The 18,141-nt window shown below is 70.3% G+C and carries 7 protein-coding genes and 4 pseudogenes; 5 read left to right on the top strand and 6 right to left on the bottom strand.

Annotation, left to right across the window (positions count from 1 at the left end; genetic code table 11):
• Nucleotide 1: 1 nt before the first annotated feature.
• The 3 genes from brxD to UG55_RS15565 form a co-directional block, all read right to left on the bottom strand.
• Nucleotides 2-1,115, bottom strand: a 1,114-nt coding sequence (brxD, locus tag UG55_RS15575; RefSeq protein WP_396230922.1) for a BREX system ATP-binding protein BrxD, incomplete at its 3' end; no start/stop codon positions are given.
• Nucleotides 1,112-4,177, bottom strand: coding sequence for a BREX-2 system phosphatase PglZ (gene pglZ, locus UG55_RS15570; RefSeq protein WP_066069029.1), 3,066 nt, complete (start codon nucleotides 4,175-4,177; stop codon nucleotides 1,112-1,114). The genes pglZ and brxD, both read right to left, overlap by 4 nt.
• Nucleotides 4,178-4,773: 596 nt before the next feature.
• On the bottom strand, nucleotides 4,774-8,070 hold a 3,297-nt coding region (locus tag UG55_RS15565; RefSeq protein ID WP_242424514.1), incomplete at its 3' end, for a phage resistance protein.
• A gap of 291 nt (nucleotides 8,071-8,361) precedes the next feature.
• Here UG55_RS15565 and UG55_RS15560 point away from each other — a divergent pair.
• The 5 genes and pseudogenes from UG55_RS15560 (at nucleotide 8,362) to UG55_RS47360 (ending at nucleotide 12,827) form a co-directional block, all read left to right on the top strand.
• A complete protein-coding gene (locus UG55_RS15560) occupies nucleotides 8,362-8,763 on the top strand; it encodes a helix-turn-helix domain-containing protein (protein ID WP_083986840.1) in 402 nt (133 codons plus the stop codon).
• Between the two features lie 112 nt (nucleotides 8,764-8,875).
• Nucleotides 8,876-9,932: pseudogene (locus UG55_RS15555) on the top strand (ImmA/IrrE family metallo-endopeptidase); the annotation flags it as partial.
• A 1-nt stretch (nucleotide 9,933) separates the two neighbouring features.
• A pseudogene (locus tag UG55_RS47365) lies at nucleotides 9,934-10,072 on the top strand (hypothetical protein); the annotation flags it as partial.
• Nucleotides 10,073-10,075: 3 nt separating this feature from the next.
• A complete protein-coding gene (locus tag UG55_RS15550; protein WP_066069024.1) occupies nucleotides 10,076-10,540 on the top strand; it encodes a DUF4411 family protein in 465 nt (154 codons plus the stop codon).
• Between the two features lie 1,891 nt (nucleotides 10,541-12,431).
• Complete coding sequence (locus UG55_RS47360; protein WP_206779377.1) at nucleotides 12,432-12,827, top strand: restriction endonuclease; 396 nt, start codon at nucleotides 12,432-12,434, stop codon at nucleotides 12,825-12,827.
• Nucleotides 12,828-12,919: 92 nt separating this feature from the next.
• Here the strand turns inward: UG55_RS47360 and UG55_RS37665 are convergent.
• The 3 genes and pseudogenes from UG55_RS37665 to pglX (UG55_RS37655) all read right to left on the bottom strand — a co-directional run.
• Nucleotides 12,920-13,389 (bottom strand): annotated as a pseudogene (locus tag UG55_RS37665) (DUF7008 domain-containing protein); the annotation flags it as partial.
• Nucleotide 13,390: 1 nt separating this feature from the next.
• Nucleotides 13,391-15,005, bottom strand: a pseudogene (gene pglX, locus UG55_RS37660) (BREX-2 system adenine-specific DNA-methyltransferase PglX); the annotation flags it as partial.
• Nucleotide 15,006: 1 nt separating this feature from the next.
• The coding region (gene pglX / locus UG55_RS37655; protein ID WP_396230921.1) for a BREX-2 system adenine-specific DNA-methyltransferase PglX at nucleotides 15,007-16,507 on the bottom strand (1,501 nt) is incomplete at its 3' end.
• Nucleotides 16,508-18,141 lie beyond the last annotated feature (1,634 nt).

Below are 18,141 nucleotides of genomic sequence, written 5' to 3'. Positions count from 1 at the left end.
NGCTCGGCGAGGTAGGCGTCATCGGTCAGTCTCTCGATGCGGGCCGCGGCCTCGGGTGAGGCGCCGCCGGCGAACAGCCCCCGGACCCGCGCCCCGAGCTCGATGAGCGACGCTTCGGTGAAGCCGGTGAGCCGTAGCTGCACCGCCCGTGGATTGTCGAACCTCGGGTCGGTCGAGAAGTCGGTCGCCAGCCGCTGCGCAAGCGGCGCGAGCCGCTGCACCCCCTGCGGCCCGTCGTAGAACGCGGGTGTTCCCGTGATCACGATGTGCAGCCCGGGGAACCGGCCGCCCTGCACCTCGTCGATGAGCTGGCGCAGCGAGTTCAGCGCCTTGTCGCGCGCGTCGGAGCGGACCCGCTGCAGCGTCTCGACCTCGTCCAGTACGACGAGCAGCCCCTTGTACCCGCTGTCGCGCAGCACGACGAGCAGCCCTTGCAGGAAGCCCAGCGCCCCGAAATGATCGAGGTCGCCACGGACACCGGCGGCCCGGCGGGCGCTGGCGGCGACGTGCGGCTGCCCGCCGAGCCAGGCGAGCAGCGCCGACGCGGTCGCCTCGTCACCGGCCACGACCGCGGACCGGTAGCCGCGCAGCGCGGCGGCGAACGCCGGCGCTGTTCGACCGACGTCGAGCAGCCGCCGGTCGAACAGCTCGCCCACCGCCTTCTCCAACGTGGCCGGGTCGTCGCCTGCGCCGCCGTCGGCGGCGAGGACGTCCTCCTCCAGCGCGTAGAACCAGCCATCGACGACATTGCGCAGCGCGCTCGGCGGAAAGGTCGACGTGGTGAGCCGCTCGGTGAGCCGCCGGTAGACCGTTTCCAGCTTGTGCAGCGGCGTCTCGTTCTCCGAGATCTGCACCTCGGCCGTCGCCAGCCCCGCCTTCTTCGCCCGCTCGGCCAGCCACCGGGTGAAGAACGTCTTCCCCGACCCGTACTCGCCCCGCACCGCCTTGAACACCGACCCGCCCGACGCGACCGCGGCCAGGTCCTCGCCCACGGAGCGCTCGAACCGGTCCAGCCCCACGGCCAGCAGGTCCAGCCCCGCGGCCGGCACCGCCCCACGCCGCAGGGCATCCAGGACGTCGCGTCGCCGCACGGCGCTGACGGCGATGCCGGTCACGTGAGCGGCCCGAACTGCTGGCCCAGCAGTTCCACGTTGAGCCGCAGGGTGTGCCCGTCGTCGAGCGGCTCCAGCACCGGGTAGTTGTCGACGTTGAAGACGCGCTGCAGGTTGACGGCGAAGCCGGCGGCCCGGTGCGGCAGCTCCCCGGCCCGCTCGGCGACGACGCTGGTCGCCAGCGTGCCACCCGCGTCGAGCAGCGCTCGCACCGCCGCCTCGACCTTCTCGACCGGTACCCGGCGGGCCAGGCCGCCGAGCTGGGAGTGGAACAGCTCGCTGGCCAGCAGCGCGGCGACGAGCACGTCGACACCCGTCGTCGGCGCGGCTTCGGCGGGCACTGGCGACCCGGCCGATGCCGCCGATCCGGCCGGCGCGGTCGCCGACTCGGCCGACTCGGCCGACTCGGCCGCCGTTTCCTCCGGCAGGTCGAACAGCGCGGGACCGGTCTGCGTCTCGGCTGCCCTGGGCCGCCTGCGCGGCTGTGACGGCGTCGGGAGGACGGGAGTGGGAGCGGCATCGCCACCGCGCCGAGCGACGAGCATCGTGTCGCCACCATCGCGCCGACCGACGAGTACGGTGTCGCCGCCGCCGAGTCCGGCGAGCAGGTCCCGCTGCTCCAGCGACCACCAGCGGGGCCGCTGGTCGGGCAGCAGCCGCCAGCCCGCCGGCACGTCGCTGCTCGTCGACGCGGCCGACAGCCGGAACGGCAGGAACGCCAACACGGGCACGGTCACCTCCGCCGCCGCCGCGCCGCCGTGGTAGCCGCCCTTGCGGCCCCGGTAGTGCAGCGCCGCGTCCCAGAGCGCGACGATCCGCTGGCCGGGCACGAGCACCCGCGGCCCGGCAAGCGCGACCTCGCCGTCACGGACATCCGCGGAGACACCGTCGGCCGGGATGCGGTGCCGTGCCGAGACGGCGTCCGGCGCGGCCAGTGTCGACGCGCCGTGGTCGAGAACGTGACCGTGGTCGCTGGTGAGGATCACGGCCCGGCCGGCGGTCTGCGCGTAGCGCAGGATGGTGCGCAGCTTGCCGACGTCGGCGAGGCTCCAGCCGCCGTCGTCACGCTGCCGGCCGGAGTCCAGCAGGTCGTCGATGGTGTTGATGACGACGGCGACAAGCGGGGTGTTCGAAGTCAGTTCATCGCTGAGCTCCCGGCCGAGCGCGGTGCCCGGCGTTCCGTCGAGGTCGGAATGGTGGAACAGGCGGACAGCTCGCCGCCGCCAGCGCGGGTGAGCCTCGAACTCGCTCTTCTCCTTCGCCTTGTCGCCGGTCAACAGACGGCCGGCGAGCAGCGAGGCCCGGGACCTGTCCGTCACCGTCGGCAGGACGGCCAGGGCGGCCCGCCGCCGGGCGATGCCACCCGTGTCGCTGCCACCCGTGCCGGCGCCGGGCGTGCTGGCGCCGAGCGGGTCACATTCCTCCCAGCGCTCGCGGCGCAGTCCTTCGGCGAGCTGGATGGCGACGGCGGCGCTCATCCCGTCGAGCACGATGAGCAGCGCCCTGCCCCGGGCCGTGACGACGGGGGCGACGACGCGGTCGAGGACCTCCTCGATGCCCAGCGGCGCACCCGCGGTCTCGCTGGGCAGGCGGCCAGTCGTCGTCCAGTCCGCGAGCAGCCGGGCGAATCGGGCGTCGAGAGCCTGCCGTCGCCGGTTCGCGGCCCGGTACAGGTCGCCGTAGACGGCACCGACCGCGGGCGACGGGTCACCGGCGGCCAGCTGCCCGAGCGCGATGTCGGCCCAGGCCTCGTCGTCGAGATGGCTGTCGAGCGCGGCGGCGAGGGTGCCGGGGCCGTCCACCGGCCGGCCGGCGAGCCAGCCGGCGAGGCGGGCCGCCATCTCGGCCCGCTCGACCTGCCCGGTCTCCAGGCGGGCGAGCAGATGCGCCCGAAGGGCGTCGACAGCGGTCGCGACCTCGCGGGCCGAGGTCCGCAGCAATGCGTGGTGCACGCCGGCGTCGGCGGCGGACAGGAAACCACGCAGCGCCGCGGCGACGGCGGACAGCCGCTCCTCGAACCCGGCCCGCAGGATGTCGCTGGTCACGCCGGCGGCCCGTGCGTCGAGCTCGTCGAGCAGCCGGTCGGCGGTGTCGAGCAACCCCGGCAGGTCGTCCGCGGTGTTCATTCCGGTGCGGACGACCTCCCGGACCGCGTCGGCGAACCGGCGCATGGTCCCGTCGTCGAGCTGGGTGTCGCCGAAGTAGCGTTCCACCCGGCCCTTCGCCCGCTCGACGGCCGCGGCGGCCAGATCGACGGGACGGCCGTCGTCGCCCGGCCAGAGGCAGTCGCAGACCAGGCCGAGGGCCAGCGCACGCTCGCCGTTGCCGGCGGCGACCAGTGTGGTCAACGCACGTCCCGCCTGACCGGTCCGCTTCCGCAGGAACGCGGTGATACCGGCGCGCTCGTCCTCGCCGAGCCGGCGGAACGCCTCGGTCGCCCCGGGAACCGTCGTCCAGCGCAGCAGCGTGGCGATGTCCAGATCGGCGGCACCGAGGCCCAGCTCGGTCAGGCCGAGCCGGACGGCGGTCAGCTCCGCCAGCGCGTCCTCGAGGCTGAGGACACCGCCTGGCCGGCGCGGCCAGCCAGTCGCCGGACGCGCCTCCAACAGGGCCTTGGCCATCCAGCGGTTGGCGTGGCTGCGTAGCCGCGGGTCGAGCTGGGCGGTGCCGAAGTCCTCCGCGACCGCGGCCCACGGCTCGATCACGTCGACGCGCTGGCGGTGGACCTGGGCGAGCACGGTGTCGCCCAGCGTCTCCTCGTCTGCGTCGGTGAGCAGCACCAGCCAGCCGTCGGGCACCGGCTCCCGCCCCCAGCGGGCGACCTCCTCGAGCACACCGAGCGGTGAGACGCAGGCGACGACCCGCACCGTCCGGCCGCTGACCAGCAGCTCGCCGGGGCCGGGCCACTCGGGCTGGGCCCGTACCAGCAGGATCCGAGCCCGCTCGCCGGTCCCGGCCAACCCGCGCAGCAGCCGTGCGACCCGGCCGTCCAGCATCGCGGTGGTGACCAGTGGTGCCGGGGTGCCGGAGCCCACCGGGCCGGCCGCGGGTGACAGGACGCTCACGGCACCGGCCGCCAGGTGATCTCGATCTCGCCCGGCTGGTCACCGACATACGCACGGACGGCGGCGATNGCCTGGTCCAGCTCGGTGGGCCGCACGCGCCACTGCCGCTCGGCGGGTTTCGGCGTGACGGGTGGAGTCGGGTCAACGGGCTGCGGGTGAACGGGCTGCGGGTGAACGGGCTGCGGGTCAACAGGGTGCGGGTCAACGGGGCGCGGGTTGACGGGCTGCGGGTCAACGGGGCGCGGGTTGGCGGGGGGCGCGCTGACGGCCCGGCGCATGAGCTGGGTCGCCTCCGAGCGGGCGTCGCCCAGCACACGCGCGAGCGGGATCGTCAGCTCGTCGGCGGCGCCGGCCCGCCGGATACGCCCGAGGATCTCCTGAGCCTCCGTCTGGTAGGGCTCCGGCAAGGTGGCGATCATGCCGAACATCTCGCCCCACGGGGCGGATGTCACAGCCTCGGCGACGGTCGCGGCGCGGCTGATGCTGAGCGCGAGTCGCTCCGCCGGTCCCGCGAGATCGGCGTGCGCCAGCCGGGTGACGATCTCCGTGCCGCCTTTCGGGCCGTCCAGCGCCGCGACCAGGTCGTGGGCGGCCCNGGCGGTCCGGAGACGTCCCGTGGTGGTTCCGGCGGGCTCCATCGCAGCGCCGGTCCGCGGGTCGAGGCCGAGATCGAGGGCGTGCGCCTCCAGCGCGGTCACCAGATCACGCGTCGCCGTGAAATGTTCCCGGGCCTTCTTCGTCAGGTCCTCGGCGAATGAGCGGATCAGCCGGCCGCGTCGCAGCGGCGGCGGCTGCACCCCGAAGAGGACCTGAGCCCGCCGGCAGGCGGCGGCCCACTCCTCGGGGCTGGGCAGCGGCTGCTCGCGCAGCGTCATGTCCCTGATCCCGGCCGTCAACTCGGGTGGCGCGGGCAGGATGCCCCCGTACCTGTACCAGGCGCGGTCGGTCTGCTCGGCGAACGCGTTGACGATCAGCGCCGCGACCGGGCTGTCGAGGCCGCGCGGCTTCGGCTCGTCGATCCACGTCAGCAGGTCGGCCACCCGCAGCTCGCCGTCGACACCGCCGGCGCTGCCGCCACTACCACCAGCACCGGCGGCGGCCTGCGCGGCTTTCCTGATGAAGTGGTCGACCCACTCCCGGCCGAGCTCGAAACGCGCCTCGTGCATGACCCCGAGGCCGAGCGCCGGCGCGATCCGCCGCATCGGCGCCCGGTCGCTCCGGACGACCTCGACAGAGTTCCCGTTGGCCTCGGCCGCCTTCGCCACGTAGGAGAGGACGAGCTTGTAGTCGGCTGGCCTGGCCGGCTGGCCGGTCTGGTCCGGGTCGAGGTCGGGGTGGCCGGGAAACTGGTCGGCCAGCAGATCCCCGACCAGCCGCCGCGCGGCCTCCCGGAACGTCGCCCCGAAGGCCAGCGTGGGGGTGAGCCCCGGCCACAGGGCGCGCAGCCAGTCCGTGTAGTCGCTGACATCCTGCTCCTCACGCTTCGCCAGCCCGTAGGCCATGCGCAGCAGGGTGCGGGTCTTCGCCAGCAGGGCGTCGTACCGGCTCTTCAGCACGCCGCGGGCGCGCTGCCGGTCGTCGGCGCTCAGATGCTGGGCGTGGCTGTCGAACCGGTTCCGGTTGAGCAGGTGGTCGAGCCGGACGAGCATGCCGAGATCGGCGAGCCGGGCGGCGGTCAGGTCCGCCGGGATCCAGCAGACCGTCCGGTGCGACGCCCCAGCGCCACGCAGCCGTTCGACCCGGGCCCGGGCGTCCACCGGCGGCCGGCCGGCGTCGTCGAACGGATAGTCGATCACCAGCCGCCACGTCTGCGGATCGGCCGGTTCCAGCTGGTCGTCGCGCAGCTCCGAGCTGCGCAGCGAACCGAAGACGACCTCGGCGGAGCGCCTGGAGCCTCGCCACACCAGGTCGAGCCGGTCCCCGTAGGCATCGTCGGTGACGGTGATGCCCAGCTCCTCGCCGAGCAGCTTTCTGACCAGGGCGCGGCGGTTGCCACCGCCGTCGTAGGCGATCGTCTGGCTGAGAATGCCGTCGATCTCGACGTCGACCAGCTCCAGGCCGACCCCCGGATCGCCGCCCTCGACCGGCAGGTACTTGACCTCGCCGAACTGGCCGGCCCAGCGCTCGACCTTCTTCCCGACGAGGCCGGCCTCGCCGCCCGGGATGGGGCTCGTGATGCTGCCGTGGTTGAGCGCGGAGAGCCGCCGCGGCGTCAGGTTGCGCAGCGCCGGCACACTCGGTGCCAGCGCGGAGAGCAGCAGTGTCTTGATCAGCCGGTCGTCGGCGGTGAACCGGCGGACCTTGACCGCCAGCTCCCCGTCGACGGCGGCGCCGGTCGCCTGGCCGCGGCGCACCCGGGCGAGGATGTCCTCGTCGAGGCCCTCCGTGTCGAGCAGGTAGGGGCGCAGCTTGCGGTGGTAGAGCCGCTGAGCCGCCTCGAACTCGACCTTGAGCACGTCGGTGAACGGCGCGTCCCCGCCTCGGGTGATGACGTCCCACAGATCGCCCAGCGGGACGACCTGGCCCAGGCGCAGCTCGTCGCGCTGCGCGACGAGCAGCTGGCGCATGAGCTTGAGCGCGGTCCGGTTGCGCTGCAGAGCGGAGGAGACGTGGACGAGGGTGTCCATGAAGGCCGGGCTGAACGGGTAGGAGAGCCGGAACGCGTCCCGGTCGGCGCCGAGCTGGGCGCCGCCGCCGAGCATCGTGTCCCACACCTCGGCGCGGACCTTCGCCGTCGTCTCGAACGCCTTCTCGATCCGGGCCGCCGCGGCGGCGTCTTTCGCGCGCAGCAGCCGCCGGTTCGCGATCAGCGGCAGGTTCCGGTCCTCAAGGATGATCTTGTCGAACCGGCCGTCGGCCAAGGTGAGCACGTCGAGGAAGCTCAGCCGGACGTCGCCGGCGATCGACTCGCCGACCAGTTCCCGCAGGTCACGCTGCCGGGCGATGAAGCTGACGACCGGGATGGGCCGGGCGCCGAGCCCACCCTCGACGAAGTTCGTGACCTTCTGGACCTCCCGGGAGACGAACGCCTGGTCACCCATGTTGTTCGCGAGCCAGAGGATCAGCTCGTCGAGGAACAGGATGACCGCGTCGTAGCCGAGCTCCTTCGCGTGCCGGGCGATCTCGCTCAGGCCCTGGTCGAGGGAGACGAAGCCCTCGGCGTCCTCCCGCAGGTCACGGTAGGTGTTCGGGAACCAGGTGGAGAGCAGGTCGGAGGCGAGCCGGCGGCGGGCCGCGGCGTCCGCGCCGGTCGGGGCGAGGGCCGCGTCCAGCTCGGCGGCCGTCCAGGAGGTGTCGTCGCCCCACTCGTCCTCCTCGCCGCCGCCCGAGCCCGCGCGGTTCAGCTCCTTGAGGAAGGCCGCGTCGCCGACCTTCACCCGCAGGCCGCGGGCCTCGTCGAGCAACGCCTCGGCCCGGTGCACCGCCGGAATCGGTGCCTCGGGGTGCAGCGCGCGCAGGCGGTCGGCGTAGCCGCCGAGAACCCGCTGCTCGATCGACTTCGCGCCCAGCATGTGGAACGGGACGAGCAGGAACTTCTTGCCGCCCAGCTCGCCGTCGTGCTTGCCGAGCACGGCGGCCAGGTCGTCGAGCGCCCGCGCGGCGGGCTCACCGTGCAGCAGCGCGTGCAGCACCGCCATGAAGTGCGACTTGCCGGAGCCGAACGAGCCGTGCAGGTAGACGCCCTTGGACGCCCCGGTGCTCACCGCCTGCGCGATCAGGCCGAGCGCCTCGTCGAAGTTGTGCACCAGCCGGTCGGTCAGCACGTAGTCGCGCATCGTCGCGGCCGCGTCGGCGACACCCTCGGTGAGCTTGAGGACGAAGTCGCTGTCCGACGTCCGCTCCGGGATGTCGATGACGTCGCGCAGCAGCGGCTGAGACGACGGGCTGGTCATACGGCCCCCCGGAATCCGGTCGTGCGGTTGTGGGACTGCGCCTGCGTCGGGCAGGAGCGACACTCGCCAGATCCGCCCGTGTACAGATCGTACGGACAGGGTGGGTCAGGTTGCCCGAACCCACCAGCCCGGGAAGCCCGGGTTGCCTGCGCGACGCCCGAACATACCGCTCGCCGTCACAGGTGACATTCATCATCCGACGCTCCAGTGGCGCTTGCCTTTGCACGGGCCAGCCGGGCCCGCTAAGTTCATCTGTGACACCTGAGTCATCTGTGACGCTCGGAGGACAGCGTGATCGAGGACCTTGCGACCGCGGAGATCCCAACCGATCAGCTTGACGATCTCGAGCGCTTCGCTCGGGGCGACGCCGGGCCGCAGTTGCGTGACCTGCTACTCGGCCTCAGCCGCTGCATCCGCGACGGGGCGACGATCACCGCGACCAGCGGCGCCGCCTCCCTGACGCCCAGCCAGGCAGCCGAGCGGCTCGGGATGAGCCGGACCCATCTCTACAAGCTCCTCGACCGCGGCGAGATCCCGTCCCACCGCGTCGGCCGCGACCGCCGCATCCAGCTGCGCGACCTCGCCCGCTTCGAGGCCGAGCGCCAGCACGACCGCCGCGAGCTCGCCGAACGATTCGCCACCCAGCACCGCACCCGCGCCGCCGCCGTCGACGAGATCGCCGACCTGCTCTGAAGCTCCGCTCAAGTCGGCAGCTAATGGACCGGTGCTGGCTCTGCGTGAGCCAGGCAGGTAGTGTCCGAGTCGTCACTGATTGGTAATGTGCCTGCGGTTGAGGGGGAGGGCAATGGCGCAGTCGATCCCCGCGCTCGTCGAACCCTCGGTTCTGCGGTGGGCTCGACACTCGATCGGGTTGACATCGACTGCGGCCGCACGCCGGATCGGCGTTCCGGACGGGCGCGTCGACGAATGGGAAGTCGGCGCCGCGCAGCCCACGATCGCGCAGCTGCGTGCCGCCGCGACCGCCTACAAGCGCCCGTTGGGCGTCTTCTTCCTGCCTGAGCCGCCTCGCTCGTTCGACGCGATGCGCGACTTCCGGCGGCTCGACGATGGGGCGGACGGGGAATGGTCACCCGAGCTACACGCGGAGTACCGGCGGGCGCTTGCCCAGCGAGAGCACGCATTGGAACTGGCTGAGCTCGATGAGCGACCGCCTCCCACCACCTGGAGCACGGCGGTTGTCGCCGAAGAGGACGACGAGGAGAGAATCGGCGCTTTCGCGCGCCACATCCTGACGATGACCCAGCCCGCCTCTCCGCCGGCGAGTGGCACGGAGTACGACGCCCTCAACTACTGGACGGCAGCCGCGGAGGACGCCGGCATCCTCGTCATGTCAACGTCGCAGGGGCGGGTGCTGACCCGGGAGATGAGAGCGTTCTCGCTCCACTTCGACCAGTACCCGGTCATCATGCTGAACGGAAGCGACGCACCCCGTGGCCGGCTGTTCTCTCTGCTGCATGAGTACGCGCACCTTCTTCTACACACCGGCGGTCTGTGCGACACGGTCACCGACCAGCGGGAGACGACAGCCGATCGGCGGCTGGAAGCGCGGTGCAACGCGGTGGCGGCCGCGGCCCTGATGCCGGCCGAGGCCGTCATCTCCTGGCTGGAGTCCACAGGCCAGGGCGAGGTGGACGAGCAGTGGGATTATGCGACCCTCCGGGGGGCCGCTGCCCCGTTCGGGGTGAGTGCTGAGGCATTCCTTCGGCGATTGGTCACTCTCGGCCGTGCGAGCAGAGAACTCTACGACGCCCGACGCCCGCAGTTCGTCGCAGCGTACGAGGCGGACTCCGACCGGGCCCGGGGCGGCGGCAACTGGTACCGGAACGCCGCGCGCGATCTGGNCAAGGGTTACGTGCGCCGAGTAGCGGATGCACACCGCCGCCGCGTCATCGACAGCTACACGGCCGCCACCTATCTCAACGCGAAGGTGGGCCAGATAGCGAAGCTGGCAGAGGAGGCGGCAGTTCGGCTGCCGGCATGACAGATGCCATTCTATTCATTCGACACCAGCGCACTGATCAACGGGCGGCGTGATCTGCTGCCTCCCGCGGTCTTCCCCTCGCTCTGGCGCAATGTCGAAGAAATGATCCTGACCGGTAACATCCGGGCAGTCGATGTCGTCAGGGACGAGCTGGCCAAGCGTGACGACGAGGTGAAAGAGTGGGCCGGGCTCCAGAGCGACCTGTTCGTAGCCCTCGGGCTGGAGATCCAGCAGGCTACGAAGACGGTACTCGCCTCGCACCCCAAGATGATGGGAAGGGGCGGCGGCCGCAACGGCGCGGATCCCTTTGTGATCGGGCTTGCCCTCGCCGTTGGCGGAATCGTCGTCACCGAAGAGAGCATGAGCGGCAGCATCGAACGGCCACGAATACCGGACGTGTGTGCGGCGCTCGGCGTGCCCTGCCTCAGGCTGATCGATTTCGTGGCCGACCAGGGCTGGAGCTGGTGAAGGGCAACTTCCCGCTCTGACTCAGGCGGCCTTCGGTCCTCGACGCTGTCCTACCCCTGGAACCGGGTGATGGGGCCGCCGGCCGGGCTGGGGCGGTCGAAGAGGAGCAGAGCGCCGGCGTCGAGGCTGGCGGTCGAGGTTGCTGTCGAGCTGGACGAGCGCGGGGCCGACGGGACCGGCGCCGCCTTCGGCGCGGACCTTCAGCTCGAGGGCCTGACGCTGCACGGCCTGGGCACCATCGGGACGGCGGGGGTGAAGTTCCCCAGCCGCAGCGACCTCAGGATGATGTTGATAGGGCTGGGTCCACCCAGCCGGTTGGGGTCCCCGCCTGCGGCTGTCTTGTCGTTGCGGAGATCGCGCAGGCCGCACAGAGCGACCGACAGCGGGAAATTCTCGGGCCGGCTGGTGGCGCCGCTGCGCAGCTGACTGAACACCGCTCTTCCGGGCGTTCGAGACCGCGATGATCCCCGGTCTGCTCCAGACCGCCGGGTATGTCTCACCAAGCCTTCCCAGCCCTGAGCGGAGTGCGGACGCGTGACTGTCGCGCGACCTCCGTGACGCAGACGAGTCACTATCCGCAAACCTTCCCTATTTGCAATATCTATTCGCATCCATTGCGATACGGTTCGGAGTTGATCCGGATGGCCTGATGGGGAGCGTAGCCATGGCACGACGCCGGGGATTCGTGGCGGAGCTGCAGCGGGATGCGGCCCGGCGCCGACGTGAGGCGGAACAGGCGCAGCGCGCCGCTGTCCGCGAGGCGGCCCGGATCGACCGGGAGGCACAGCGGACGCTGCGGGAATCCCAGCGCGCCCAGGCGGCGAGCGACCGCGAACGTGCGCGGCAGCACGTCCAGGAACGTGAGGCGGAGGCATCCGCCCGGACGGCGCACCTGAACCTGCGGATCGCCGAGCTGTCCACCCTGCTGCGCTCGTCGTTGGCGACCTCGCCGGGGTTCCCGTTCGACGTCTTGCGGCAGACCCCGAACGCCCCGGCGTTCGACCCCGGCGGCCTCGACGTACCGGCCGCTTCCCCGGACTGGGCCGCCTTCGAACCCTCACCGCCAAGTGCCGTTGGCCGGGCCTTCGGCGGGGCGGGCCGATACGAAAGGGCGTTGGCGCAGGCCAAGGCCGACTACACCGCGGCGCGCGAGGAGCACGCTGCCCTTGATGCGGACCGGCAGCGGCGCCTCGCCGAACGCCGGGCGCAGTACGACCGGATGCTTACGGAGGAACGGCAGCGCGTTCAGGCGAACAATGCCGAGGTCGACCGGATGGCGGCTGCGTTCGGTGCCGGTGACCCGGAGGTGGTCGTCGCCTATATGGCCGACGTCCTGCAGTCGTCGGTCTATCCCAACGGCTTCCCACACCAGTACCGGCTGCTCTACCGGCCGGACTCGCGGGACCTCGTCATCGACTACGAGCTGCCGACCACCGACGTGATCCCCGAGCAGCGCTCGTTCCGTTATGTGAAGAAGACCGACGAGATCACCGCGGCTGCTCGCCCGGTACGGGAACGACGGGACCTCTACCGCTCGGTCGTCGCCCAGATCGCCCTACGGACGATACGGGAGCTCTTCGACGGTGAGGGTGCCGACGTCGTGGACACGGTCGTCTTCAACGGCCATGTCTCCACCATCGACCGCGCCACCGGGCAGGAAATCCGGCCCTGCCTGGTCAGCGTCAGCGCCACCCGCGAGGAGTTCAGCGGCCTCGTTCTCGCCCAGGTCGATCCCAGCGAATGCCTCCGACGCCTGAACGCCCTCGTTTCTCCGCACCCCTACGACCTGGAGCCGGTACGACCGGTCGTCGACTTCGACCTGTCCTCCTACCGCTTCATTGACGGCATGGACGCCCTCGCCGACCTCGACGGACGTCCCAACCTGCTGGNGATGACGCCGACGGAATTCGAACACCTCGTCCGGCAGCTTTTCGAGGCGATGGGCATGAACTCGTGGGTCACCCAGGGGTCCCGGGACGACGGGATCGATGCGGTGGCGACGAACGTCGATCCGATCGTCGGCGGGCTGTGTGTGATCCAGGCGAAGAAGTACCGCCATGTTGTGGGGGTGGAGGCTGTACGCGCCCTGGCCGGGGTGATGGAAGACAAGCGGGCCACCAAGGGAATCATGGTCACCACCTCCTGGTATGGGAAATCGAGCTGGGACTTCGTCGCCCGGCACGGCCGGATCGAACTGATCGACAGTCCCCGACTCAACTTCCTCCTCATCGAGCACCTCGATCTAGACGTGCTCATTCCCCTCGACCGCAAGGTCCCATCCCGCTGACAACGCAGTACCCTGCACATTCATCGACCATTCCCACCCGGACTGACATCCTGCACAGACTGGGCCGGATGCGGCGCGGCGGCCTCGGCTGATCATTTGGTAGCGCGGCGGCCGCGGGTGGGGGCCGCCGGGCGCCAGCTCGCCAGGGCCTCCTCGGTCAGGTTGAGCTGGCCCATGGTGTCGGCGAGGAAGGCGTCGTAGACCTCGGCGGGGGAGCCGTCGTAGAGCGGGTCGACCTCGTTGTGCCACTGGCGGACCCAGGGCATGACCTCGCGCAGGCCAGCGACGAGCGGGGTGAGGCGGGTGCCGTCCCAGCCGTCGTTGTCGCGGCGGTCGACGATCATGGTCGCAAGCGCCTGCGCCTGCTCCCGGTGGTCGAAGCCGGCCCAGCCGATGAGCAGCGTCGGGTCGTTGTCCCGGCCGGCGGGCTGATAGGAGATGAACCGCTCCTTCGGCACGTCGAGCTTGCCCCGGGCCCGCCAGAACGACGTCTTCCGGAAGTCCTTCGGCGCGTACTTCGGCGGCACGGGGATCGCGTCGCGGATCTCCTTGGCCTTCTCCGNGGTGGGCGCGGCGTCCTCGGCACGCTGCTGCTCCCAGACCGACTCCCAGTCGACGCGCTTCACCAGGCCGGTGTCGGTGTACCGCAGGGCGGCGAGGAACGGGACGTGCTCGTCCGCGACGAGGGCGGCGACGACCTTGGCCAGTTCCTCGCCGGGGCGGTAGATCTCGGCGACGGAGACGAAATCCGCGTCGGCGGCCAGCTCATCGGCAAGCTGGCCGGTCGTCCACAGCCGCGGCTGCACCATGCCGTCGACGTCGGCGAACCACAGGTCACGGTCCTCCAGCCGGTCGAGCAGCCAGTCCCGCAGCGCCGCGTCCCGCAGCTTGTCCCAGCCCTCGGTCGCCCACCGCCGCTTGTACTCAGGCCGCTCGATCAGCCCGATGTTCCGGTCGGCTTCGATGACCGCGATCCGCTTCTCGACGAGCGCGCGATACTCGGCCGACCAGTGCGCGGGCACCTCGGTGATCGGCGTGGAGCCGTGCCGGCTGAACCACTCGGACGTCTCGTCACCATCGGCGATCTTCCTGGCGAGGACGATCTCGAACGCCCGCTCACCCAGGCTGATCTCGGGGACGTCGGCCATCGGCAGGGTCAGCTCGTCGGCCAGCAGCCCGTACTGCCGGTAGACCTGCCAGTCCAGCTCCTCCTGCAGCGCGATCATCCGCGCCCGTGTCGACGACCATTCGGTCTGGGCCTCGGCCAGCCGGGCACGAGTCGGCACATCGTCGGCGGCCACCGACGTGGGACTGACCGCCGTCAGCCGCTGCGCCAGCCCGTCCAGCTCCCGCCCCAACTCCAACGGATACTCCGCCGGCAGCGGGAACTCCTCAAGTTTGGTACCGGTGAACTCGTAGCGGTTCTCCCATGCTTCATCCTGCACGCCCCGGCCGATACCGCTCCCGCCCTTGGGGTGGCTGACCTGCTTGAGCCAGAAGCACGCCGTCGAACTGTTCAACACCCCCAACAGCCGCAGATGCTCCTCCTCCGAAGCCCCCGCCGGCAGCTTGATCACCGGTGCCGAACGATTGAAAATGTGGCGATCTCTGGTAAGAGAAAAATGGCTATGGGTGGATATGAAGGAAAAGGAGATTAGTGGCGAGCCATCGATACGGCTTCGTACGACAATTGCGTACTCGAACCAGGCTAGACCGCGTTCCTCTCGTGTCTTACCGAAGTAGAGAGATTTTCGCAGTCCAGGCCGCTGTGGCCAGAAGGTTGGCGACTGTGCGAGACGCATGTTAGGATGGCCATCCCTGTAGGGCCAGATTATCGGACTCGAGTTACATTGCCAGTCGCGGACGTCGTCGCCTACCGTGGATGGTATCCAATCAAGGCCTTCTCGTCGCCAACGTGGCGGAATTGGGCCGTTGGCCATAAACACGTCATCGTCGCCGGTGACGGATGCGACGCCAGCAGATTCTACTAGTGAGCTTAGTCGGGCTGGCGAGTTTAGGGCGAGAAGTGAATGTAGATCGACCGTCCCGCCGCCCGAAAGGCTCCACGGGTGAGGTCTTAGGTGCTCGCGAGCAATTTCGGATATGCTGACCCATTCATTTTCTGTCCCCGGAAGATCTATATGATCGACAATCGATCGCCAAACAACTCCTCTGCTGNGGTCGGCTGGCTGTTCGGGCTCGCCTCGAACTCCGAGAATCGCGCGAACGGTGGTTGGCCGATTCCAGCGGTTGCGTCTACCTGCGAGAATTGTGGTCGGTGTGCCGTGGCCTGGAATGTAGGCGCCTGATGTGTCGACCACATGGGTTAGCTCGACCTTAGAAGCGAAGAAATCCTCGATGAGCTTCTTGCCGAACTCGCGCTTCATGAAGGAGTTGGCCGTGATTTGGCCAACTCGGCCCGCGCCTTGGCCTTCGGTGTCCGCGAACTTCGCGAGTTCGAAGAAGCGCTGAGCGAATGGAACGGTCAGGGAATATTTGCCGGAGCATGCGCTGTACAGTTGGCGGTAAAGTTCGTTGAGTTTCTTGTCTCTTACGACAATGTAGGGAGGATTGCCGACGACGACGTGATACTGGTCATCGGTGAGGATGCCCTTATGCTCGTGTACGTCCTCGGTGATATAGGAGAACTCGGCGAGTTCGTCGCGCTCTTCGCCAAAGAGATCGAGCTGACGACCCTTGAGGAGCGAGTCGCCGACGGCTAGGTGTAGCGGGAACGCGTAGCCTGCCGCAGCTGAAAACGTCTCCAGCCCGGCGGTGCGCAGTGCGGCGACGATGAGGCGGAACCGGGCGATCGCCACCGCGTACGGGTTGATGTCCACTCCGTGGACAGCGTTTAGCGCGAGGCTCACTCGCTCAAAGACGTCCTTCTGCGGGTCCGGCGCGAGCCGGTTCCATTCGCTGAGGAGGCGGCGGAAGGCGCCCAGCAGGAAGTGCCCCGACCCGCAGGTCGGGTCGATCAGCTTGAAGTCCTTGAGGCTTTCCGCGTCATACCCGAACTCCTCCAGAGCCGGCTTCATCGTCAGGTCGAGGATGAACTCCTCGACGAACTCGGGGGTCTGGAGGAGGGCGTACTTCTTGCGGACGTCCTCGGAGAGGTCCTGGTAGAGGTCGCCGAGGAAGCGGGTGTCCCAGGCCGGGTCGGTGAAGTCGTGGACGAGTGCACCGGACTGACGGGTGCGCCAGAAGGTGATCAGGTCCTTGGCCGCGTCGTGGGTCACCGGGATCTGGAACAGCGCGTTGTGCCGCTCGTCGAACAGCCCGGCCCCGACCGGCACCTTCGAGATCTCGCCGAAGGCGGCGAGCAGCCAGTCGCGGGCGGTCAGTTCCGGGTGCTGGACGTAGAACTCGTTCAGCCGCTCCTCGGCCAGCGTGAGCCGCGCCTCCGGCCCGGCCAGGTACGGGTCACCGATCAGCCCGTTGTCCTCGCAGAAGCGGACGAACACCGTCCCGAGCACCCACGCGACCGCGGCCTGGGTGACCCGCTCGCCCAGCCACGCCGACCAGGTCGCCGCCGTCCGGCCGACCTTGAACGCGCGGTCGTACTCGGCCCTCAGCCGCGCCCCGACCTCGGGCACCGCGTCGACCTGGGCCCGCAGGTCCTTCTCCAGCACCTTGACCTGCTGCTTGGCATCCTTCAGCAACGCCGCCCGGTCGATCACGCACTACCCCCAGCCGCTCAGCCCCACCGGCGCTCCCGCCGTGTCACCGCTCCCGGAAGGAGGGCTATCCGATGCTATGGGCAGTACGGTGCGTCACCGGAGCGCCATGCCTGCGGCAGGCCGCCGGCTATGACGGCGCCCGGGTCGGCTGGCGGGCGGGTGGGAGGACCAGACGGGCGATGGTGATCGAGTGGCCGGACGGACTGGTCCGGGTGGTCAACGGTTCGTCGGTGGCCGGCGTGGGCCGCGGCCTCTGGTCGAAGATCACGACGTAGCCCGAGGGCAGGCCCAGGTGGTTCAGGTAGTCGTCGAGCTGGGCGATCGCGTCCTTGAGCGGGTCGGCCTTCCCTGGCCGCTGGGCTTTCACCTCTAACACCTCGCGCTGCTCGGCACGGGTGCCGTCGCGGGTGGTGTAGCGCCAGCGTAGGTAGAGGTCGGCGCGTCCCCGGCCGCTGGCGTACTCCCGGAACACGTCGCCGTCGCCGTTGACGGCCCGGTCGAGCCAGGCGAACAGGAAAGCGTGCGGGAGGGCCTCCTGATACGGCCTGCCATCGCCCAGCATCTTTCCATGGGTGCGCCAGAACGCGGCGAGTCCGGTCAGCGCGCCNGGGACGTCGAACCGGCCGTCGGGCAGGACGAAGTCCCGGGCGGTGGGAAGCGCGGCCGGGCTGGGGACGACCTGGTCGGCGAGAGCCCGGGAGATCACCTCCGCGTAGATCGGGTTGGCGATCCGCGGGCCCTCCTCGTCCCCTTCGCTGATCAGCCCGAGGTCGCGGACGAAGGACCGGTCGTCGGAGTACTCCAGGTCGACGGGCTGCTCGGCGCCGGCGAGGATCGGCAGGAGGACCCGCTGGACCTCCGGCTCACGCAGCCGGCGCACCAGCGAGTCCAGGTGGCTCGGCCGGGCCTGGATGACCCGCTCCCGGGCGGTGTCGACCTGCTCGACCGTGACCGGCTCCGTCGCCGGAATCCTCATCCGGTCGACGATCTCCGCTGCCAGCGCGTTGACCAGCCAGGGCTGACCGCCGGTCAGCGCGTACACGTGCTCGACGGCCTCGTCGGTGAAGACGCGGCCGGTCTCCGCGGTGTGCTGGCCGTAGAGCTCGCGGATCTCGCCGAGGGTGAAGTCCCCGAGCCGCAGCGACTCGACAACGATGTTGAAAGGGCTCGGTCCGCCCGACCGCTCTGGATTACGGCCAGCGGCGGTGCTCCTGTAGTCGCGGACGTCTCGTAGGCCGCAGAGCGCGATGGAGGCGGGGAAGGCGCCGGGGCGGTCCTCGAAGCCCTCGCGGATCTGGCTGAGCACCGAGACGAGTGTCGCCCCTGTGAGCGAGTCGATCTCGTCGAGGAACAGAACGAGTGGCCTGGGGCAGTACTCGGCCCAGGCGGCGAGCGCGCCGCCGAGGAGATCCCCGTCCGGGCCCTCGGGCCAGGCCGGAGGGCACAGTTCCGCTGGAAGGCTGAGCCGGGCCTCCCGGCTGGCCTTCGCGAGGATGGCGCGGGTGGCACCGCCGATGTCGTCGCCGAAGGCCGCGCCGCTCTGCAGCGAGAGCTTCGCCGCCGCGTACCTTCCACTGGCCGTCAGTTCGGCTGCGAGTGCCCGCAGCGTGGTCGTCTTCCCCGTCTGCCTCGGT

The organism is Frankia sp. EI5c, assembly GCF_001636565.1.
Lineage (GTDB): Bacteria > Actinomycetota > Actinomycetes > Frankiales > Frankiaceae > Parafrankia.
This window is presented reverse-complemented; position numbering and strand designations above follow the sequence as displayed.

Coding starts and splice junctions, on each gene's coding strand:
- UG55_RS15550 (WP_066069024.1), top strand. CDS start 10,076: ATGCCATTCTATTCATTCGACACCAGCGCACTGATCAACGGGCGGCGT.
- UG55_RS47360 (WP_206779377.1), top strand. CDS start 12,432: ATGACGCCGACGGAATTCGAACACCTCGTCCGGCAGCTTTTCGAGGCG.